This window comes from Nocardia albiluteola (assembly GCF_018860155.1).
Lineage (GTDB): Bacteria > Actinomycetota > Actinomycetes > Mycobacteriales > Mycobacteriaceae > Nocardia > Nocardia albiluteola.
In genome coordinates this window covers 407,859-426,183 of record NZ_JAHKNI010000008.1, presented here as the reverse complement: position 1 = coordinate 426,183, position 18,325 = coordinate 407,859, and the positions used below count along the sequence as shown (strand labels likewise).

The following is an 18,325-nucleotide window of genomic DNA, read 5'->3' as shown; positions in this document are numbered from 1 at the left end:
TTAAGTTGAGCACTATGCCTACAACTTCCAGATCGGTACTCGTGACGGGCGGCAACCGCGGCATCGGACTCGCGGTCGCGCAGCGGCTGGCCGCCGACGGACACAAGGTGGCGGTGACGCACCGGGGGTCGGGGGCGCCGGACGGGCTGTTCGGTGTGAAATGCGATGTGACGGACGCGGAATCGATCGATCGCGCGTTCACCGAGGTCGAGGCGCACCAAGGGCCGATCGAGGTCGTGGTCGCGAATGCGGGCATTGTGGACAATGTCCTGTTCATGCGCATGAGCGAGGAATCGTTCTCGAAGGTCATCGATGCCAACCTGACCGGTGCGTGGCGGGTCGCCCAGCGCGCCAACCGCAACATGCTCAAGAACCGCTTCGGCCGGGTCGTGTTCCTCGGCTCCGTGGTCGGTCAGATCGGTGCTCCGGCGCAGGTGAGCTACGCGGCCGCCAAGGCGGGCCTGGTGGGCATGGCGCGCGCCATCACCCGCGAGGTCGGCAAGCGCAACATCACCGCGAATGTGGTGGCGCCCGGCCTCATCGACACGGATATGACCCGTGACGAGATGACCCCGGAGATGCGCAAGACCGCGCTCGATTTCATCCCGGCGGGCCGGATCGGCCAGGCCGAGGACGTGGCCGCCGCGATCAGCTTCCTCGTCTCGGACGAGGCCTCCTACATCTCCGGCGCGATCATCCCGGTCGACGGCGGCATGGGCATGGGGCACTGAGCCTTTCGTGCACACCGTCCGGACCTCGGGTTCGGACCCTTCCTGTCATAACTTTCGCAGACTCACCGAGGAGAACCGACTTCTTATGGGCGGATTGCTCGAAGGCAAGGCCGTACTGATCACCGGCATCATCACCGATTCGTCGATCGCGTTCCACGCGGCGGCGGTCGCGCAGGAACAGGGCGCGAAGGTGATCATCACGGGCATTCCGGAGCGGCTGCGGCTGATCGACCGGATCGCCAAGAGGCTGCCGCAGGAGGTCCCCCCGGCCATCGGGCTCGATGTCACCAGCGAGGACGATCTGGCGAGCTTGGCCGAGCGGGTTCGCGAGCACGCGCCCGAGGGCGTGGACGGCGTGCTGCACTCGATCGCGTTTGCGCCGCGCACCCTGATGGGCCCCGAGGCGCTGCCGTTCCTGGACGGCCCGGGCTCGGATGCGGCCAAAGCCTTCGAGATCTCCGCGTGGAGCTATGCCTCGCTGGCGCGCGCGGTGCTGCCCGCCATGAACGAGGGCGGCTCCATCGTCGGCATGGACTTCGATCCGCGCACCGCGATGCCGTACTACAACTGGATGGGCGTGGCCAAGGCCGCCCTGGAATCGGTGAACCGGTACGTCGCGCGGGAGGTGGGTGAGGCCAAGCGGATCCGCTCGAACCTCATCGCCGCGGGCCCGATCAAGACCCTCGCCGCGAAGGCGATCGCCGGTACCGCCACCGACGACGCCAAGCAGCTGAACATGCTCAACACCTACTGGGACGGCGCCTCGCCGATCGGCTGGGACGTGGACGACCCGACGGTCGTGGCCCGGTCCATCGTCACACTGCTGTCCGACTGGCTGCCCGGCACCACCGGCTCGATCATCTACGTCGATGGCGGCGCCAGCCACAACACCTGGTTCCCCGCGGACTTCGCGGGGAACTGAGCCTGGCGCGGCACACCATGGGATTCGATGCCCTGCTGTTGCTTTCGTTCGGCGGCCCCGAGCGCCCCGAGGACGTGATGCCGTTCCTGGAGAACGTCACCCGGGGCCGGGGCGTGCCGCGCGAACGTCTCGACGAGGTCGCCCAGCACTACCTCCACTTCGGCGGCGTCTCGCCGATCAACGGGCTCAACCGCGACATCATTGCCGCGCTCGAGGCCGAGTTCGCCACGCGCGGAATCGATCTGCCGGTGTATTTCGGCAATCGCAACTGGCATCCGATGGCGGAGGAGACCGTTGAGCGGATGCGGGCGGACGGCATCGGTGCGGCGCTGGTCTTCCCGACCTCGGCCTGGGGCGGATACTCGGGCTGCCGTCAATACGACGAGGACATCGTGCGGGCGCGCGTGGCGGTGCCGGACGCGCCGGAGCTGGTGAAGCTGCGCCAGTACTTCGATCATCCGCTGCTGATCGAGGCATTCGCGGACGCGATTCGCGAAGCGGTGGAGCAACTTCCGGCCGATCGCCGGGATCGGGCCCGGCTGGTGTTCACCGCGCATTCGATCCCGGTGTCCGCGGACGCCGCCGCCGGTCCGCCCGCCGACGGCGGGCAACTGTACAGTCGTCAGGTCGCCGAGGCGGCCCGCTTGTGCGCCGCGGCAACCGGATTCGCGGAGTACGACCTGGTCTGGCAGTCCCGTTCGGGCCCGCCGCAGGTGCCGTGGCTGGAGCCGGACATCGTCGACCACCTGGATACGTTGTCCGGCAAGGAGATCGACGCGGTCGTGGTATGCCCCGTCGGCTTCGTCTCGGACCATCTCGAGGTCGTCTGGGACCTGGACAACGAGGCGAAGGAGCGGGCCGCGGAGCTGGGCATGACTTTCGCCCGCGCCGCGACTCCCGGCGCCGACCCGCGCTTCGCGCGAATGATCGCCGAGTTGGTGACCGAACATCTCGCCGGCGCGCAGCCGCGTCGCCTGGGCGCGGTGCCCGGCTACGGCTGCACCGTGAACGGCGCGGCGTGCGCCGTCGGCTGCTGCGAGCCGCCTCGCCGAACCCGGTAGTCCGGCAGACCTTACGAAACCTTGTGGGGTGAGCGCACGTTGCGGCTCGGGGGAAGTCGAGCCGCAACGCCGACCTTGTTCGAACCGTCCGGTGAACCCACCTCGGGAGCGACCTAGCTGTCCCGGGATCGGTACAGCCGCACTGGCGCCCGCCGCATTGCGGCATCGTACCCGCCGACCGGCTGCTCGGGCAGCGTTGAATCCTCCAGGGGAGGAACGACATTGCCGTGCGTGCCCGGTGCAGGCACGTTCGCGAACGGCGGCCCGGCGGGAAGTCGAGCCGCACCGAGGTTTCCCTGTCGGGGATGCTTCGGTGACGTCGTTACTTTCGTCGGCGCTGCCGCGCTGAACTGTGCAACTCTGTCGGTGTGGAACCTTGTGACATTGCCTGGAACCTTGTGGCACTGCCGAACTTTCAACGTTGCTATCAGCTTATGGACGAGCGACTGCCCGCACCCGAGTAGGCAACTACTCGAATCTCGTTACCCAGTTGTGTCATCGGTACCTGAGTGGCGCACTACTCGGGCCGGCGCGGGTCGCCGCGCTATTTCGGATTGTCTGACGTACGCGGGCCGGTGCCGCGCTTGTGCAGGTTGCAGGGGAGGTAGCCGTTGTCCAGCCCGATGGCCGGCTTGTAGGTGTCGACGTGTGCCGCGGCCGTGCCCGCCCCCGTGATGGAGCCGAGCGTGATGATCGCGGCCGCGGCGGTGAGTGCCTTGCGCATGATGCCTACCTCTCGTCGAGTAGATATCGGATGCGCATTCGGAAAACCGCACATAGCTGGCAATTCTCCGTGTAGCTGAGAGTAAACGGGTGCGCGCGTGCCCGTCCGGTCGCCGGGTCGAATATCGGCCGGTCGTGGCCCCGAGGAGCGCCCGATATTCATGGGATGTTTGAATGAGTGCGGTTCCGTCGAGCCGCTGCCGCACCTCCCGGCGGCGGATCGGGAGTGCGGAGCGGCGGTTCGGTGGAGACGATGAGGGACGGTGGGCGCCGGTGACGACACTGCAGGCGGGCGAGCTGCTGGGTGTCGGCTTCGCGGCGGGTGTGGTCAGCGTGCTGGTCAGCCTCGCCTCGCTCGTCTCCTATCCGGCCCTGCTGGCGCTGGGACTGCCGCCCGTCGCGGCGAACGTCACCAACACCGTGGCCCTGGTGTTCACCGGGTTGGGTTCGACGGCCGGATCCAGGTCGGAGCTGGCGGGCAAGGGCGGCGTGGTGCTGCGCCTGGGCCTGCTGGCAGCCCTCGGCGGCACGGTCGGCGCGGTGCTGCTGCTGGTCGCGCCGGCCTCGTCGTTTCAGGTCGTGGTGCCGTTCCTGATCGGCGGGGCGTCGGTGTTCCTGCTGGCGCAGCCGCGGCTGGCCCGGATGCGCGCGAGGTACGGCGGCGCGGATCGGCGGCGGTACACGATCGGGCTGCGGGTGGTGCTGTTCGCGGCGGCGATCTATGCGGGATATTTCGGCGCGGCGGGCGGCATTCTGATCCTGGCCATCCTCACCGCCATGTATCCCGGATGGACGCCGCAGCAGGTGAATGCCGTGAAGAACACGGTCGGTATGTGTGCGAACGGCGCGGCCGCGGTGGGATTCGCGCTATTCGGACCGGTGCACTGGGCGTTCGTGCTTCCGCTCGGGCTCGGATTCCTCACCGGGGGCTGGATCGGGCCGGTGATCGCGCGCCGGTTGCCGAGCGGCGTGCTGCGCGTGGTCGCCGCGACCTGTGGTATCGCGATGGCCGTGAAATTCGCGCTGTGAGGGCGTGATTCAGAAGTCGAGCGGGGGCACGCGGGCGTAGACGGTCGGGAATCCCGCCTCCGCCGCGCCCTTGGCCCACGAGGTGATGCCCGCGAGCGCGCCGCCGATGAGAAGCGGTCCGCCGCTGTCGAATTCACCGGTGTCCGCGGTGGTCGAACCGGCGCAGAAGGCCTCGGCGGGATCGAATTCGGCGCCGTAGGCGGCCGCGCAGGCGGCGTCGGTGGTCAGCGGGACGGTGGCCGCGCGCAGCAGGGAGTTCGAGAGCAGGTCGTCCTCGGAGGTCGCGCCCCAGCCCACGACCGTGCCCCGGGTGCCGTGCGGTGCGGCGATCCGCACCGTCGGCCGCGTGACCGGGGTGTCCAGGGTCAGGATTGCCAGGTCGTGGTGGAAGCTCAGGTCGCTGTCGAACGTCCCGATCCGGAACTCCGGATCCACCCGGATTGCCCTGACCCCCACGGTGATTCCGTCGCCGTGCGTGAGATCGGTGCGGCCGAAGGTGACGTGCAGCGCGGCCGGGACGGGCGCCGCGAGGGCCGCGCAGTGCGCGGCGGTCAGGACCTTGTCGGGGGCGATCAGCGCGCCCACGCAGAACTGCCCGCTCGGGCGCACCGGGAAGGCGGGGGAGCCGATCGCCGCGAGCCACGGATAGGCCGAGGCCTGGACGAGGTGGCCGCCGATCACCGCAGTGGCCGGGCCGGCGGTGACGGTGCCGAGGCCGATCGCCGCGACCGCGGTGACGGCGGCGATGCTCCGAGGAAAGTGCATGGGTACCCGCCCGGTCAATCGAGAACAAAGTCTCGCCCATTCTGTCCCAGCGACGGCCGCCTCGCACAGTGGGGCAGGCGGATTCGGCCGGCGACATGTGTCGGTGGGCTGTCCTACTCTGGCCCCCATGACCACCTGGAGCGAATTCACCGAGGCAGCCCCGCGTATTTCGACGGTGTTCCAACGGCGGCACGGCGCGGCGAAGAATCTGTGCCTGCTGGCGACCACGCGCTCGGACGGCTACCCGCGCATCAGCCCGCTCGAACCGATCATGTTCGAGGGCGAGCTGTGGCTGGTCGGCATGCAGGGCACCACGAAATTCCTGGACCTGGCGCGAGATCCGCGGTTCTGCCTGCACACCGCGACCGTCGACACCCAGGTCGGTGACGGCGATGCCAAGCTCTTCGGGGTCGTGCACGATGTCCGCGATCCGGAGCAGCAACGGCGCTGGGCCGAATCGCTGTACGAGGAATCGGGATTCGATCTGCGCGGGGGGAAATTCGATCCGTTCTATGCCGCCGACATCACCGGTGGATCGGCCGTGGAGATCGTCGACGGTCACCTGGAGATCGTGATCTGGAAGCCGGGCGAGGCCGAGCGCGTCGTGGTCAAGCACTGAGCGGGCCCGGCCCCGGAATCAGCTCGCCGCGTGGACCGCGGCCAGGCGTGCGGCGCGGATCGCGTCCCACAGCGGGCGCAGCAGTGTCTCCTGCGCGGCCATGGCGCTGGCCGAAGTCGGCGCCGAGGCCGGTTCGTGCTGCGCGACGGTGAGGATCGCGGCCACGTGGTCGGCGGTATCGAGAATCCGCCGGGCGCGCAAGGGAATCGAGTCGGGGTATTCGTGGCGGGAGTACTCGGCCAGCTCGTCCTCGATCAGCTCGCGGGGATCGGCGCCGCCGGCGTTCACGCCGGTCCGCTGCAGCTGCATGAGGGCGTCCGCGGCATCGCGCACGGCCTGGCGCATCGCGTACTCGGCCTCGCCGAGCGGCATGTCAGGCTCGGAGGTGGCCGGCAGGGGGGTGCGGTAAACCGTCCACTGTAGCGTCTCCTCGTCCACCCAGAGCGGCACCAGGCCAGTGCCGTCGGTGCCCGGCGTGCCGACCAGGATGCCCTCCTCCGCCTCGACCGCGGCGACGGCGAATTCGCAGCCGGCCGGGAGCCCTCGCACGTCACCGGGCACGGGCAGCACCAGCCGCAGCCGGGCGCCCGGATCGTGAGATTCCTCACGAATGAGCTTGAGCAGCGGCATGATTCCGGCGCCGCTGCGATCGAGCGATTCGCCGCCGGGCCAGGGCAGCCCGGTGTGCCCGCCGGTGACCGGATCGCCCGCGGCGACGAGCTGGCGCGGCGCCCACGCCCGCAGCGCATCCAGCACGTCGTCGGGCGCGCTGCGGCCCGAAAGCCACGCACCGGCCCACACCGTCAGCGTGGCACTGGGAGAACACATAATTCGAGCATAACTGTGCCGTTGCCTGTGGCGCCGTGCGGCCGAGGAGCAAGCTGTCGGTGCCCACGGCTAGGGTTCGGGCCATCCGAGCTGCGGAAGGGGAGGGGATGAACCGTACGGACCGGTTGTATGCGCTCGTGGAGGAGTTGCGGGCCGTGTCGCCGCGGCGTCGCACGGCGCGGGAGCTGGCCGCGCGCCACGAGGTCAGCATCCGCACGATCGAGCGCGATATCGCGGCACTGCAGCAGTCGGGCGTCCCGATCCACGCGGATGCGGGGCGCACCGGCGGCTACGCGATCGATCGGCGAATGTCGTTGCCGCCGTTGAACTTCTCGCCGGCCGAGGCGGTGGCCGTTGGAGTGGCGTTGCGGCGCATGCACGGTACGCCGTTCGATGCGGCGGGCGCGGAGGCACTGGCCAAGATCATGTCGGCCATGTCGGACGAATCGGCGGGCGCCGCACGGGATCTCGCCGATCGAGTGCGCCTGGTGGAGTCGGCCGACGAGCCGCCTCCCGCGGCCCATGCGGCACTGGTGCAGCAGGCGGTGGTGCGGCGGCGAGTCCTCGAGCTGTCCTACATGGACCGGTTCGGTGCGGTCACCGAGCGCGCCGTCGAACCGCTGCTGCTGATGTGCGGCACCGAGGGGTGGTATCTGGTCGGCTGGTGCAGGCTGCGCCAGGGCAACCGGGTGTTCCGGCTGGACCGGATCACCGCCGCGGCGCTGGCCGAGCCCGCCCCGGCCTCGCGTTCGCTCGGGGATATCGAGGATCTGCCGCCGGAGCGGTTGCTGCGGCCGGTGCGACTGTAGAAAATTCCGGAATTCGTTCGGAAATACCGACATAGGGCTGTCGCGAGGGGCTTCGACACTGATGTGGCGCGGTCATCCCGGCCGGGCACGAAATCGAAGGAGAATTCCGATGGAACCCGCAAACGGCACGGTCGCCTGGTTCCAGGTGGGTAGCGCGGATCCCGTCTCGGCCCAGCGCTTCTACGGTAGCCTGTTCGACTGGACCTTCCGGGCGGATCCGGGCAGCGGCGCGGAGTATCAGCTCGTCACCTATCCGGGGCAGCAGGTGCCCAGCGGCGGGTTCGATCGGCTCGACGCTGCGGATACCGCGTACGCCGCGTTCTGTGTCCAGGTTGCCGATGTCGGGCAGACCTGCGAGCGCGCGGTGGAGCTGGGCGGCAAGGTGCTGCATCCGGCCGCCACCACGCCGGCCGGTCTGGTCTCGGCCCATCTGCTGGATGCCGACGGCAACAGATTCGTCATCTTCACCCCGGCGCCCCGGTGAGCGTGGGTGGCGGGTCGGGGCGGGCGGCCCGCCACCAGCACTTCATTGCTGGTAGGTCGCTTCCGGCAAACCGTGAAGTCGGCTTGTCAGTTCGTTATTGAAAGCCGATGGTAATCCCTTAGCAGCGGAATACACTGGCGCTCATGTCGGCTGACATCGCGGACGGTCGTACCACGCTACTGCTGGCGGAGGACCATCCGATGGTGGTGGTGGCACTGCATTCGGCATTCGAGCTGGTCGACGACATCGAGGTCGTCGCCACCACCGGGTCGATCGCGGAGACGGTCTCCACCGCCTCCCAGATCCTTCCCGATGTCATCCTCCTGGACCGCCGGCTTCCCGACGGCAACGGCATCGACGCGATCACAGTGTTGCGCCAGGTATCGCCGCAGGCCAGGGTCCTGGTCTTCACCGGGGATGCCGACCGGGACACGCTGAACCGCGTCATGGAGGCAGGTGGCGCGGGCCTGGTGCTCAAGACAGGCCTGTTCGACGACCTGCTCGGCATCATCCGCCGGGTGGCAGCGGGCGAGAACCATTTCGACGTAGATCTGTAAAGACGTAGATCTGTAAATACAGACAGGCTCCACACGAAGGCGGCAAGCGATGGCCAGCGACACCCTGACCACGGAACGAGTCAGTAGCAACGATGAGCGCCTGCAGCCGCTGCTCGAGGGTCTCAAGGCGGTTCGCGACGGCGACTTTCGCCGGTACCTGCCCGAGGTGGGCGACCCGGTCCTGGACGAGATCTCCCTGGTGTTCAACGGCATGGTCGACCAGCTCGCGCTGTTCACCACGGAGGTCACGCGAGTGGCACGAGAGGTCGGCACCGAGGGCAAACTCGGTGGTCAGGCGGCGGTGCCCGGGGTCTCGGGCAGCTGGAAGGATCTGACCGATTCGGTCAATGCCATGGCCGACAACCTCACCTCGCAGGTGCGCGATATCGCCGGTGTCGCCACCGCCGTCGCGAAGGGCGACCTGTCCCAGAAGATCACCGTCGACGTCAAGGGTGAGCTGCTGGAGCTGAAGAACACGATCAATACGATGGTCGACCAGCTCTCCTCGTTCGCGGACGAGGTCACCCGCGTGGCCCGCGAGGTGGGCAGCGAGGGCCGCCTCGGCGGCCAGGCGAAGGTGCCGGAGGTGTCGGGCACCTGGCGCGATCTCACCGAATCGGTGAACATCATGGCCGGCAACCTCACCGCACAGGTCCGCGCGATCGCCGAGGTCACCACCGCGGTGGCGAAGGGCGATCTGTCGCAGAAGATCACCGTCGACGTCAAGGGTGAGCTGCTGGAGCTGAAGAACACGATCAATACGATGGTCGACCAGCTCTCCTCGTTCGCGGACGAGGTCACCCGCGTGGCCCGCGAGGTCGGCACCGAGGGCCGCCTCGGCGGCCAGGCCCAGGTACTGGGGGTCTCGGGCACCTGGAGGGGCCTGACCGAGTCGGTGAACTTCATGGCCGGCAACCTCACCGATCAGGTGCGCTCCATCGCCCAGGTCGCCACCGCGGTCGCGAAAGGCGATCTGTCGCAGAAGATCCGGGTGGATGCGCGTGGTGAGATCCTCGAGCTGAAGGACACGATCAATACGATGGTCGACACGCTGTCCTCGTTCGCGGACGAGGTCACCCGCGTGGCCCGGGAGGTCGGCACCGACGGCCGGCTGGGTGGTCAGGCCGATGTGAAGGGGGTGTCGGGTACTTGGAAGGGCCTGACGGAGTCGGTGAACGTGATGGCCGACAATCTGACCGATCAGGTGCGCTCCATCGCCGAGGTCACCACCGCCGTCGCCCGCGGCGATCTGTCGCAGAAGATCCGGGTGGACGCGCGCGGTGAGATCCTCGAGCTGAAGGACACGATCAATACGATGGTCGACACGCTGTCGTCCTTCGCCGACGAGGTCACCCGCGTCGCGCGCGACGTCGGTACCCAGGGCCGGCTGGGTGGTCAGGCCGATGTGAAGGGGGTGTCGGGTACCTGGAAGGGCCTGACGGAGTCGGTGAACGTGATGGCCGACAATCTGACCGATCAGGTGCGCTCCATCGCCCAGGTCGCGACGGCCGTCGCCAGGGGCGATCTGTCGCAGAAGGTCACCGTCGAGGCCAAGGGCGAGGTCGCCGTGCTGGCGCAGACGATCAACACCATGGTCGACACGCTCTCCGCATTCGCGGACGAGGTGACCCGCGTCGCGCGCGAGGTCGGCACGGAGGGCATCCTGGGCGGCCAGGCCCGCGTGCCGAACGTGGCCGGAACCTGGAAGAGCCTGACCGACAACGTGAATTCGATGGCCGGCAACCTGACGAACCAGGTGCGGTCCATCGCGCAGGTCACCACGGCGGTGGCTCGCGGCGATCTGTCGCAGAAGATCGACGTCGACGCGCGCGGTGAGATCCTGGAGCTCAAGACCACCATCAACACCATGGTCGACACGCTCTCGGCCTTTGCCGCGGAGGTCACCCGCGTGGCCCGCGAGGTCGGCAAGGAGGGGCAGCTCGGCGGTCAGGCCGAGGTCGAGGGCGTGTCCGGCACCTGGAAGCGCCTCACCGAGAACGTGAACGAGCTCGCCGGCAATCTGACGCGGCAGGTTCGCGCCATCGCCGAGGTCACGGGCGCGGTGGCCACCGGAGACCTGACCCGGTCCATTTCGGTCGAGGCCAAGGGCGAGGTCGCCGAGCTGAAGGACAACATCAACGCGATGGTGCAGTCGCTGCGCGAAACGACCCGCACCAACGAGGAACAGGCCTGGCTCAATACCAACCTGGCCCGGATCTCCGGGCGCCTGCAGGGCCATCGCGATCTGTCCGCCGTGGCCCAGCTCATCATGAATCAGGTCACCCCGCTGGTCGGAGCCCAGTACGGCACCTTCTTCTTCATGGAGACCGAGAACGACCGCCCGGTATTGCGCCTGATCGCCGGATATGGGCGCATCGAGGACGGGACGACCTTCTACCTCGGCCAGTCGCTGGTCGGGCAGGTCGCGCAGTCGAAGAAGGCGATCATGATCGATCGGACGCCGCCGGATTACGTGCAGATCTCCTCCGGGCTGGGGTCCGGACGCCCGGCCAGCCTGATCGTGCTGCCGATCGTCTTCGAGGATCAGGTGCTCGGGGTCATGGAGGTGGCCTCGTTCACCAGGTTCACGGTCGTGCAGCGCGACTTCCTGGAGCAGCTGGTGGAGACCATCGGCGTCAATGTCAATACGATCATGGCCAGCGCCCGCACCGACACCCTGCTCGGGGAGTCGCAGCGGCTGGCCGGTCAGCTGCAGCAGTCCAACGCCGATCTCGAGGAGAAGGCCGAACTGCTCGTACGCCAGAACCGCGACATCGAAATGAAGAACTTCGAGATCGAGCAGGCGCGGCAGGAGATCGAGGAGCGCGCCCAGCAGATCGCGCTGGCCTCGAAGTACAAGTCGGAATTCCTGGCGAACATGTCGCACGAACTGCGCACCCCGCTGACCAGCCTGCTCATCCTGGCGGGCGTGCTGGCGCAGAACGCGTCGCGCAACCTCACCGAGAAGCAGGTCGAATTCGCCAAGGTGATCCAGTCCGCTGGAAAGGATCTGCAGCAGCTGATCGACGACATCCTCGACCTGTCGAAGGTCGAGGCCGGCAAGATGGATATCCACACCGAGCCGGTGCCCCTGCGCCAGCTGCTGGACTACGTGCAGACCACGTTCCGCCCGCTGACCACGCAGAAGGGTCTGCAGTTCGACGTGGTGGTGGAGCCCGACGCCCCCGCGCAGCTGGAGACCGACGAACAGCGGCTGCGTCAGGTGCTGCGCAATCTGCTGTCCAATGCCGTCAAATTCACCGAGACGGGCACCGTCCGGCTCGCGGTGCGCCGATTCGACGAGCACATCGCATTCTCGGTGAGCGACACAGGAATCGGCATCGCCGAGCAGAATCTGGAGACGATCTTCGCCGCCTTCCAGCAGGCCGACGGGACCACCAGCCGCCGCTACGCCGGCACCGGCCTGGGCCTGTCGATCAGCAGGCAGGTCGCGAATCTGCTCGGCGGCGAGATCAGCGCCGAGAGTCAGATCGGGGTGGGTAGTACCTTCACGCTGTACCTCCCGCTGGACACGCAGCCGGAGATCGTCGCCGAATCCCGTGCCCTCCCAGAGTCTTCCGACCGGGTCGTGCTCGTCGTCGAGGATCAGACCGAGCGGCCGCTGACGCGCCTGGTGTCCGGCGTCGTGGCACAGCTGGCCGACACCACCGGTCCGGTCCACCTGGAGTCCGTCGGGACCTCCGAGCAGGCGCTGGCGGCCGCTTCCGGAAGTCAGTGCGTGCTGATCGATGTCGGTATGGATGGGATGTCGTCGCCGGAGTTCCTGAGCGGGATGAGGGCGGCCATGTCGTCGAAAACCGCTGCGGTGCTGGCCTATGCGGTCGCCGATGCCGACAACGAGGAGGTCCGGCTGACCGAGGCGATCGCCCGGAACAACCAGGTGGAGCTGTTCGCCTCCGCCGACGAGTTCCGCGAGCGGTTCATTCTGCAGCTGACCCATCCGCATTCCACCGAACTGGAGAAGCCGGGCCGGCCCAAACAGTATTCGGGCCTGCGCGGCCGCAGGGTGCTGCTCATCGACGACGACACCCGCAACGTGCTCGCCATCGCCGGCATGCTGGAGCTGAACGGCATGTCGGTGGACCATGCGCCCAACGGCCGCAAGGGAATCGAGGCGTTGCAGGCCTACCCTGAGGTGGACGTGATCCTGATGGACGTCATGATGCCGGAGATGGACGGCTACGCCACCACCGCCGCGATCCGCAAGATGCCCCGGTTCACTCGCCTGCCGATCATCATGGTGACTGCCAAGGCGATGGCGGGGGATCGCGACAAGAGCCTGTCCTCGGGCGCGAGCGATTACATCACCAAGCCGGTCGACCCAGACGACCTGCTGGCCTGCATCGGCCGCTGGCTGGGGGTGCCGACGGACGAGTGATCAGTGCTGCCGAAACCAGTCGAGGCAGTTGTCCCACATCTGCGGTGCCGGCGCATGGCCCAGACCGGGGTGCAGCGTGACCCGGATCCGGTCGCCGTAGCCGGGATAGGTCGTCGAGAGCAGGTCGCGGAATCGGATTGCGCCATCGGCCGGGACGTGTGCGTCGTCGGCGCCGCATTCCACGGTGATTGCGGGCCGATGCGCGTAGCGGGCGGCGTTGGTGATCGGATCGAGGTGATCGTAGAAGAATTCGGCGTACGCGTCGGGCTCGCCGGGCGGGAGTACCGTGTCCGGATCCTGAAAATCGTGCATGCCCGGTCGCAGCCAGTCCGGGGTGGCGATCACGGCGGCGACGGTGCTGATCCTGGTGTCGATGCCCGCGGCGGCGATCGCGATGTCGCCTCCCATCGAGAAGCCGCCCATCTTCACCGCGCCGCGAACTCCGAGATTCGTTGTGGCCCAGTCGATGACGCGGAGGGTGTCCAGGGCCGTCTGGCCGAGGATCGGCCACATGTTCCGGCGGAAATCGCTGAACACCCGGATCGCGAGCTGTTCCGCGGGTTCGAGCCCGCGTTCGCCGTGCTGCCAGGGATCCAGGCTTACTGCCGCGAATCCCGCCTCGGCCAGTTGCCGTAGTTGCGGAGCGACGTCGTCCTTTGTTCCGGTGAACCACGGCAGCCACAGGACGAGATCGCCGTTCGACGTTCCGTCCGCAGGGTCGGCCCACAGCACCGGGATTCCGTCTACGGTGTCGGTGTTGAGCTCCACGTGCCCGTCGGTCATGGTCATCCTTCAATCCTTCGTCGCACGGCAAGACGCCCGAGACCGGCGGCTCCCGCAGACACGATAGCCCAATCCGCCTGCGCGACCGGGAATCTGCCGGACGGGAGGATTCAGAGATCGATGCCGGACTCCCGCAGCCGGGTCTCGAGCAGCTTGCGCACCAGCGCCCGCGGCAGTGGACGGTCGGGTGGGAAGTGCAGTGAACTCTTCGTCATCGTGTATCCAGCGAGACTGTCGGCGAGGGCCGGCAATACCGAGCCGCTGTGCGGCAGATAGCTGAGGTGCTTGGTGAAGGCGGCGAATCCCGCGACGACCTGCCCCTGGACCTTGAATCCGGGCATCCCGTAGGAGATGCATTCCTGTGCCGCGGGGAGCAGCGCCCGGATATCCGAACGGAGCTGCTGCAGCGTGTGCCGTCCGGGCTCGGCCACGTCCGCGAGGTACGCGTCGACATCGCTGGCAACCATTCGGCTACCTTATCGTTCGTGGCCACGGATGACGAGCTCACCGGCGGCCGAGACGATGACGGCGGCGCGGCGGGCGCGGGCGTGGAAGGATGGATCGGGATCGGCTCTGCGGGACACCGGGTACTGCGGAAGGGAGTCTCCCATGACGGGCACGGACGGCGCGTGGCTGCCGGACGCGGCGCGTGAGCGGCTGGCCCGCTTCTCGTCCTCCGGTGTGCGCACCTCCCTGCTGTCGGTGGCGGGCGCGGTCGGTGTCGAATCGGTGGGGCTGACGCCGGTCGCGGAGGTCATGGGCTGCATCGTGCAGCAGATCGGATGGACCGGCCTGAGCGGCTACGGCACGGGCGCCGCCTACGGGCTGGGCCAGGTGAACTTCCAGCCGTACGTGGAGGCGCTGTATCGCGGCTACAACACCGCGCTCGCCCGGATGACGGCCGAGGCGGCGGCGATGGGCGCCGACGGCGTGGTGGGGGTGCGGTTGACGCGCAGCCATCTCGGGCAGAGCGCCCAGGAATTCGTCGCCCTCGGCAGCGCGGTGCGGGCCCAGTCCCGGCATCGGCCCACGCAGCCCTTCACCGCCGTACTTCCCGGCCAGGATGTGGCCAAACTGATGCAGTCCGGGTGGGTCCCGGCCCGGATCGGCATCGGAATCGCGGTCGAGGCGCAGTATCTGGACTGGCGCAGCCGCAACCAGATGGGCATTCTGGCCGGCAACACGGAGGTGAGCGGCCCGACCGACCTCATCACCCGGGTTCGGCACCGGGCGCGCGACACGTTCGGCCGCCACGCCGCCGAGACCCAGGCGGACGGGGCGATCGTGTCGGACATCCAGTTGCGAACCTGGGACCAGGAGCTCAACAATGCCGTCCTGCTCTGCGCGGAGTCGAAGGTGTTCGGCACCGCGATATCGAGATTCCGGGACGACCCACGGCCCGCGCGCAGCAGTGCGCTGACCATCATGCCGCTGCGGTGACGGCGATGATCACACGAGAAACAGAGAGGTGAGCATGACCAGTGCCGATGAGCGCCAGCGCATCCCCGAGGATGCCATGCGCCGCCTGTCCGAGATGCGGCCCGGCCAGAGCACCACATTGTTCACCTCCGATCTGAGCGTCAACGAGTTCCTGCTGGTGCGCGAGGCCGGTTTCCGCCCGCTGGGCATGGTGCTGGGCTCGAGCATCTACCACGTCGGCTTCCAGTTCGGCCGGTGGAACAAGAACCAGGAGCTCGAGACCCTCTCGAACGCGATGTACCACGCGCGGGAACTGGCGATGACCAGGATGGAGGCGGAGGCCGACGTGCTGGGCGCGGACGGGATCGTCGGCGTCCGGCTCGATATCGAGTTCAAGGAGTTCGGCAGCGACCTGGCCGAATTCATCGCGATCGGCACCGCGGTGAAGTACGACCGGGGTGGTGCGGCGGGGGAAAGCATTAACACAGCTGAGCCGGGCAGCTGGCGCAACAATCAGAACAAGCCGTTCACCTCGGACCTGTCGGGCCAGGATTTCTGGACGCTGATTCAGTCCGGCTACGCGCCGCTGGGCATGGTCATGGGCTCGTGCGTGTATCACATTGCGCACCAACGGTTCTGGCAGGCGATGGGCAACATCGGGCAGAACGTGGAGATCCCGCAGTTCACCGAGGCCCTCTACGACGCCCGCGAGCTGGCGATGTCGCGGATGCAGGCGGAGGCGGAGAGCCTGCACGCCGAGGGCATCGTCGGGGTGCAGCTGCTGTCGCTGCCGCATCGCTGGGGCGGGCACACCACCGAGTTCTTCTCCGTCGGCACCGCCATCCGCCCCCTGCGCGCCGACCACCACATCGCCAAACCGCAGCTCGTGCTGCCTCTGGTGGACAGATGAGGGGGGTAGCGGTGGTCATCACGACATCGACTGCCGGCGAGGCGAGGTCGTGACCGGCGGCGAGCTCGGCCCGATGTGGGACATGCACACGATGATCGCCACGCTGCGCGCCGAGCGCAGCGATGTGGAGTCCTACGGTCGTGTCTTGACCAACGTCCTGGGCGACGCACTGCCGGAGGAGATGGTCGAGGTCGAGTATCGGCGCACCATGTCCGACCGGATGAGCGGCAAGCCCGGCCAGGCCGTCGCGGTCCGCGTGCACGCCCCGGAGCGGGAACTGGAGCTGCGTCAAGGCAAGCGCGGCGGCATCGAGGCCGAGGTGCGCAGCGTTGTGCGCGGCGTGGTCATCAGCCGCAAGCAGGTCGGCATCGACGAGTGGCTCCGCATCCTCGCCGAGGAGCTGAACACCCTCGCCACCCGCGACGCTGCCGCTCGCAACGCGCTCGCGCGGCTGTTCGACGCCTGAGCCGGTGTGCTTGTGAGTGTCGATGCAGTTCAGCCGATTTCGGGCCGCTGCCGGGAGAGATGAAGCGCCTCAGCCGGTTTCGGTGACGAAGTCGATGAGGCGCTCCACCGCGCCCAGCAGCGGGGCCTCCAGGTCGCGGTAGGAATCCACGGCGTTATAGACCCGGCGCCAGCCGTCCTGGGGTGTGCCCCAGCCCAAGCGGCGGCAGATGCCGGTCTTCCAATCCTCGCCGCGAGGCACGTCCGGCCAGGCCGCGATGCCGACCGCCGCGGGGCGCACCGCCTGCCAGACGTCGACGTACGGATGGCCCGTGACCAGCACGTGCGGCCCAAGGCCGGTGGTCAGCGAGGTCTCCTTGGATCCGTCGACCAGGTGGTCGACCAGCACGCCGACCCGATTACCCGGGCCGGGGCCGAATTCGGTGAGCCGGGCCCCCAGGTTGTCCAGGCCCTCGAGATGTTCCACCACGACGCCCTCGACCCGCAGATCGTGCCCCCATACCCGCTCCACCAGCGCCGCGTCGTGCACGCCCTCGACCCAGATGCGGCTGCCGCGCGCTACCCGGGCACGTAGTCCCTCCACGCGGGTGGAGCCCGAGGCCGAGCGGGCAGGGCGCGCGGGCGCGGCGGCCTTGGGCCGGACCAGCGTAACGGGCCGGCCGTCGATCAGGAACGCCGCCTCCCGCATCGCGAACAGCCGCACCCGCCCATCGCGATCCTCCAGCTTGACGAACTCCCCGTCGTACGTGCGCTCGAAACCGACCACGGCGCCGCAGAATCCGCTCGCGGCATCCTCGGCCACCAGCTCGCGCTCGGCGCTCACCTGCGGTATCGCGCGCTTGTGGGTGCGGGAATGTCCGGAGTAGATGTCGCCGTAGTCCTTCACCGGTCCGAATGTACCGTGCGCGCACCCTGTTTCGGCGGCGCGGCGTGGCGGCCCGGACCCGCGTCCGTGTCTCGGTCGGAGTCGCGCAGTGTCGTGGTGGCGATGTCGAGGAAGTCGCGCAGCAGCCGGTCGGGCCGGTCCGCCACGACGGCCAGGCAGGTCTCGGCGCTCGGGGCGTCGGTGACGGGCAGGCAGACCAGATCGGGGCGGGAGTAGAATCGCGCGACGCTCACCGGGACCAGCGCGATGACGTGCCCGGCGGCGATGCGCTCGAATTTCTCCTCCACCGAGGCCGTTCGCCGGCCCGCCGCGTCGAGCATCGCCTCGCCCTCGAGGTCGGCCAGGGTGAGCAAGCGCCGGTGCGCGAGCCGATGCCGGGCGGGCATGCACGCCACCCGGTGATCGCGGCCGATGGGGATCGTGTGCAGGCCGGAGTCGTCGAACGGCCGGCGCAGATAGCCGATGTGGGCCCGGCCGTCGCGCAGCGGCGCGTCCTGCTCCCACCAGCGGGCCGGCAGGACGTCGGTCTCGACGTCCGGGTGACGGGACGCGAACGCCCGGATCGCCTCGGACACATGGAGTCCGTGGGCGAAGGCGATGACCAGCCGCCGCACGGCCCGGTCGGCATCGTGGACCCGCCGCACCGCCGCGTCCACGGTCGCGAGCAGCCCTTGGGCCTCCTCGTAGAGCTGCTTGCCAGCGGCGGTCAGCTCCACGCTGCGGGTGGTCCGTTCGAGCAGGGGACAGTCCAGCTCCTGTTCGAAGGCCCTGATCTGGCGGCTGAGCACCGGCTGCGCGATGTAGAGCTGGGCCGCCGCCCGGCCGAAGTGCCGGTGCTGCGCCACCGCGACGAAGTACCGGAGCTTGCGCAGATCGAGATCCATGCCCTCAGGGTATCAATGTCCGGGAAGGGTATTGGACGCCGCGCGCGGCCG

At 68.4% G+C, this 18,325-nt stretch carries 20 protein-coding genes; 12 read left to right on the top strand and 8 right to left on the bottom strand.

Features of this window, described 5'->3' with window-relative positions; translation table 11 throughout:
• Positions 1 to 14 precede the first annotated feature (14 nt).
• The 3 genes from fabG1 to KO481_RS25355 all read left to right on the top strand — a co-directional run bounded on the left by fabG1 (position 15) and on the right by KO481_RS25355 (position 2,714).
• The gene (fabG1, locus tag KO481_RS25365; protein WP_215920327.1) at positions 15 to 731 is read left to right on the top strand and encodes a 3-oxoacyl-ACP reductase FabG1; all 717 of its coding nucleotides are present in this window, start codon (positions 15 to 17) and stop codon (positions 729 to 731) included.
• Positions 732 to 816: 85 nt separating this feature from the next.
• The gene (inhA, locus tag KO481_RS25360) at positions 817 to 1,653 is read left to right on the top strand and encodes an NADH-dependent enoyl-ACP reductase InhA (RefSeq protein ID WP_215920325.1); all 837 of its coding nucleotides are present in this window, start codon (positions 817 to 819) and stop codon (positions 1,651 to 1,653) included.
• 17 nt (positions 1,654 to 1,670) lie between these two features.
• Positions 1,671 to 2,714: a ferrochelatase gene (locus tag KO481_RS25355; protein WP_215920323.1), complete on the top strand. Its 1,044-nt coding sequence runs from the start codon at positions 1,671 to 1,673 to the stop codon at positions 2,712 to 2,714.
• A gap of 544 nt (positions 2,715 to 3,258) precedes the next feature.
• Here KO481_RS25355 and KO481_RS25350 read toward each other — a convergent pair.
• Positions 3,259 to 3,438 (bottom strand): hypothetical protein, encoded by a 180-nt coding sequence (locus KO481_RS25350; protein WP_215920321.1) that lies wholly within the window; start codon positions 3,436 to 3,438, stop codon positions 3,259 to 3,261.
• Positions 3,439 to 3,710: 272 nt separating this feature from the next.
• Here KO481_RS25350 and KO481_RS25345 point away from each other — a divergent pair, with 272 nt between their 5' ends.
• On the top strand, positions 3,711 to 4,466 hold the full coding sequence (locus KO481_RS25345) for a sulfite exporter TauE/SafE family protein (protein ID WP_215920319.1): 756 nt from the start codon (positions 3,711 to 3,713) through the stop codon (positions 4,464 to 4,466).
• Between the two features lie 9 nt (positions 4,467 to 4,475).
• Here the strand turns inward: KO481_RS25345 and KO481_RS25340 are convergent, their stop codons facing one another.
• Positions 4,476 to 5,231, bottom strand: coding sequence for a S1 family peptidase (locus KO481_RS25340; RefSeq protein ID WP_215920317.1), 756 nt, complete (start codon positions 5,229 to 5,231; stop codon positions 4,476 to 4,478).
• A gap of 127 nt (positions 5,232 to 5,358) precedes the next feature.
• Here KO481_RS25340 and KO481_RS25335 point away from each other — a divergent pair, with 127 nt between their 5' ends.
• Positions 5,359 to 5,850, top strand: coding sequence for a pyridoxamine 5'-phosphate oxidase family protein (locus KO481_RS25335; RefSeq protein WP_215920315.1), 492 nt, complete (start codon positions 5,359 to 5,361; stop codon positions 5,848 to 5,850).
• Positions 5,851 to 5,868: 18 nt separating this feature from the next.
• Here the strand turns inward: KO481_RS25335 and KO481_RS25330 are convergent, their stop codons facing one another.
• Positions 5,869 to 6,678, bottom strand: a complete 810-nt coding sequence (locus KO481_RS25330) for an Rv1486c family protein (protein ID WP_215920313.1) — start codon at positions 6,676 to 6,678, stop codon at positions 5,869 to 5,871.
• 107 nt (positions 6,679 to 6,785) lie between these two features.
• Here KO481_RS25330 and KO481_RS25325 point away from each other — a divergent pair, with 107 nt between their 5' ends.
• The 4 genes from KO481_RS25325 to KO481_RS25310 all read left to right on the top strand — a co-directional run bounded on the left by KO481_RS25325 (position 6,786) and on the right by KO481_RS25310 (position 12,927).
• Positions 6,786 to 7,487: a helix-turn-helix transcriptional regulator gene (locus KO481_RS25325; RefSeq protein WP_215920311.1), complete on the top strand. Its 702-nt coding sequence runs from the start codon at positions 6,786 to 6,788 to the stop codon at positions 7,485 to 7,487.
• Between the two features lie 109 nt (positions 7,488 to 7,596).
• Entirely contained in the window at positions 7,597 to 7,971 is a 375-nt protein-coding gene (locus tag KO481_RS25320) for a VOC family protein (RefSeq protein ID WP_215920307.1), read from the top strand.
• 143 nt (positions 7,972 to 8,114) lie between these two features.
• Positions 8,115 to 8,528 (top strand): response regulator, encoded by a 414-nt coding sequence (locus tag KO481_RS25315; RefSeq protein WP_215920305.1) that lies wholly within the window; start codon positions 8,115 to 8,117, stop codon positions 8,526 to 8,528.
• 49 nt (positions 8,529 to 8,577) lie between these two features.
• Complete coding sequence (locus KO481_RS25310; RefSeq protein WP_215920303.1) at positions 8,578 to 12,927, top strand: HAMP domain-containing protein; 4,350 nt, start codon at positions 8,578 to 8,580, stop codon at positions 12,925 to 12,927.
• Here KO481_RS25310 and KO481_RS25305 read toward each other — a convergent pair whose 3' ends face one another.
• The 3 genes from KO481_RS25305 to KO481_RS44025 all read right to left on the bottom strand — a co-directional run bounded on the left by KO481_RS25305 (position 12,928) and on the right by KO481_RS44025 (position 14,321).
• Positions 12,928 to 13,716, bottom strand: coding sequence for an alpha/beta hydrolase family protein (locus KO481_RS25305; protein ID WP_215920301.1), 789 nt, complete (start codon positions 13,714 to 13,716; stop codon positions 12,928 to 12,930).
• A 104-nt stretch (positions 13,717 to 13,820) separates the two neighbouring features.
• Positions 13,821 to 14,177: an iron chaperone gene (locus tag KO481_RS25300; RefSeq protein ID WP_215920299.1), complete on the bottom strand. Its 357-nt coding sequence runs from the start codon at positions 14,175 to 14,177 to the stop codon at positions 13,821 to 13,823.
• A gap of 9 nt (positions 14,178 to 14,186) precedes the next feature.
• Entirely contained in the window at positions 14,187 to 14,321 is a 135-nt protein-coding gene (locus KO481_RS44025) for a hypothetical protein (RefSeq protein ID WP_281066179.1), read from the bottom strand.
• On the opposite strand from KO481_RS44025, the gene KO481_RS25295 reads away from it, so the two are divergent.
• The 3 genes from KO481_RS25295 (at position 14,320) to KO481_RS25285 (ending at position 16,505) form a co-directional block, all read left to right on the top strand.
• Positions 14,320 to 15,150, top strand: a complete 831-nt coding sequence (locus tag KO481_RS25295) for a heavy metal-binding domain-containing protein (RefSeq protein ID WP_215920297.1) — start codon at positions 14,320 to 14,322, stop codon at positions 15,148 to 15,150. The two genes, KO481_RS44025 and KO481_RS25295, sit on opposite strands and share 2 nt — an antisense overlap.
• A 76-nt stretch (positions 15,151 to 15,226) precedes the next feature.
• Positions 15,227 to 16,039 (top strand): heavy metal-binding domain-containing protein, encoded by an 813-nt coding sequence (locus tag KO481_RS25290; protein ID WP_215920428.1) that lies wholly within the window; start codon positions 15,227 to 15,229, stop codon positions 16,037 to 16,039.
• Positions 16,040 to 16,088: 49 nt separating this feature from the next.
• The gene (locus KO481_RS25285; RefSeq protein ID WP_215920289.1) at positions 16,089 to 16,505 is read left to right on the top strand and encodes a hypothetical protein; all 417 of its coding nucleotides are present in this window, start codon (positions 16,089 to 16,091) and stop codon (positions 16,503 to 16,505) included.
• A 69-nt stretch (positions 16,506 to 16,574) separates the two neighbouring features.
• On the opposite strand, the gene KO481_RS25280 is transcribed toward KO481_RS25285, so the two are convergent.
• The gene (locus KO481_RS25280; RefSeq protein WP_215920288.1) at positions 16,575 to 17,390 is read right to left on the bottom strand and encodes a DUF3097 domain-containing protein; all 816 of its coding nucleotides are present in this window, start codon (positions 17,388 to 17,390) and stop codon (positions 16,575 to 16,577) included.
• The gene (locus KO481_RS25275; RefSeq protein ID WP_215920282.1) at positions 17,387 to 18,274 is read right to left on the bottom strand and encodes a LysR family transcriptional regulator; all 888 of its coding nucleotides are present in this window, start codon (positions 18,272 to 18,274) and stop codon (positions 17,387 to 17,389) included. The genes KO481_RS25280 and KO481_RS25275 overlap by 4 nt, the downstream gene beginning before the upstream one ends.
• Between the last annotated feature and the right edge of the window lie 51 nt (positions 18,275 to 18,325).

What these genes read in the sequence shown, in the direction of transcription:
- fabG1 (WP_215920327.1), top strand. Translation starts at nt 15, where the DNA reads ATGCCTACAACTTCCAGATCGGTACTCGTGACGGGCGGCAACCGCGGC.
- KO481_RS25305 (WP_215920301.1), bottom strand. Translation starts at nt 13,716, where the DNA reads ATGACCATGACCGACGGGCACGTGGAGCTCAACACCGACACCGTAGAC.
- KO481_RS25310 (WP_215920303.1), top strand. Translation starts at nt 8,578, where the DNA reads ATGGCCAGCGACACCCTGACCACGGAACGAGTCAGTAGCAACGATGAG.
- KO481_RS25325 (WP_215920311.1), top strand. Translation starts at nt 6,786, where the DNA reads ATGAACCGTACGGACCGGTTGTATGCGCTCGTGGAGGAGTTGCGGGCC.
- KO481_RS25275 (WP_215920282.1), bottom strand. Translation starts at nt 18,274, where the DNA reads ATGGATCTCGATCTGCGCAAGCTCCGGTACTTCGTCGCGGTGGCGCAG.
- KO481_RS25330 (WP_215920313.1), bottom strand. Translation starts at nt 6,678, where the DNA reads ATGTGTTCTCCCAGTGCCACGCTGACGGTGTGGGCCGGTGCGTGGCTT.
- inhA (WP_215920325.1), top strand. Translation starts at nt 817, where the DNA reads ATGGGCGGATTGCTCGAAGGCAAGGCCGTACTGATCACCGGCATCATC.
- KO481_RS25340 (WP_215920317.1), bottom strand. Translation starts at nt 5,231, where the DNA reads ATGCACTTTCCTCGGAGCATCGCCGCCGTCACCGCGGTCGCGGCGATC.
- KO481_RS25300 (WP_215920299.1), bottom strand. Translation starts at nt 14,177, where the DNA reads ATGGTTGCCAGCGATGTCGACGCGTACCTCGCGGACGTGGCCGAGCCC.
- KO481_RS44025 (WP_281066179.1), bottom strand. Translation starts at nt 14,321, where the DNA reads ATGGGAGACTCCCTTCCGCAGTACCCGGTGTCCCGCAGAGCCGATCCC.
- KO481_RS25290 (WP_215920428.1), top strand. Translation starts at nt 15,227, where the DNA reads ATGCGCCGCCTGTCCGAGATGCGGCCCGGCCAGAGCACCACATTGTTC.
- KO481_RS25350 (WP_215920321.1), bottom strand. Translation starts at nt 3,438, where the DNA reads ATGCGCAAGGCACTCACCGCCGCGGCCGCGATCATCACGCTCGGCTCC.
- KO481_RS25320 (WP_215920307.1), top strand. Translation starts at nt 7,597, where the DNA reads ATGGAACCCGCAAACGGCACGGTCGCCTGGTTCCAGGTGGGTAGCGCG.
- KO481_RS25295 (WP_215920297.1), top strand. Translation starts at nt 14,320, where the DNA reads ATGACGGGCACGGACGGCGCGTGGCTGCCGGACGCGGCGCGTGAGCGG.
- KO481_RS25335 (WP_215920315.1), top strand. Translation starts at nt 5,359, where the DNA reads ATGACCACCTGGAGCGAATTCACCGAGGCAGCCCCGCGTATTTCGACG.
- KO481_RS25355 (WP_215920323.1), top strand. Translation starts at nt 1,671, where the DNA reads ATGGGATTCGATGCCCTGCTGTTGCTTTCGTTCGGCGGCCCCGAGCGC.
- KO481_RS25315 (WP_215920305.1), top strand. Translation starts at nt 8,115, where the DNA reads ATGTCGGCTGACATCGCGGACGGTCGTACCACGCTACTGCTGGCGGAG.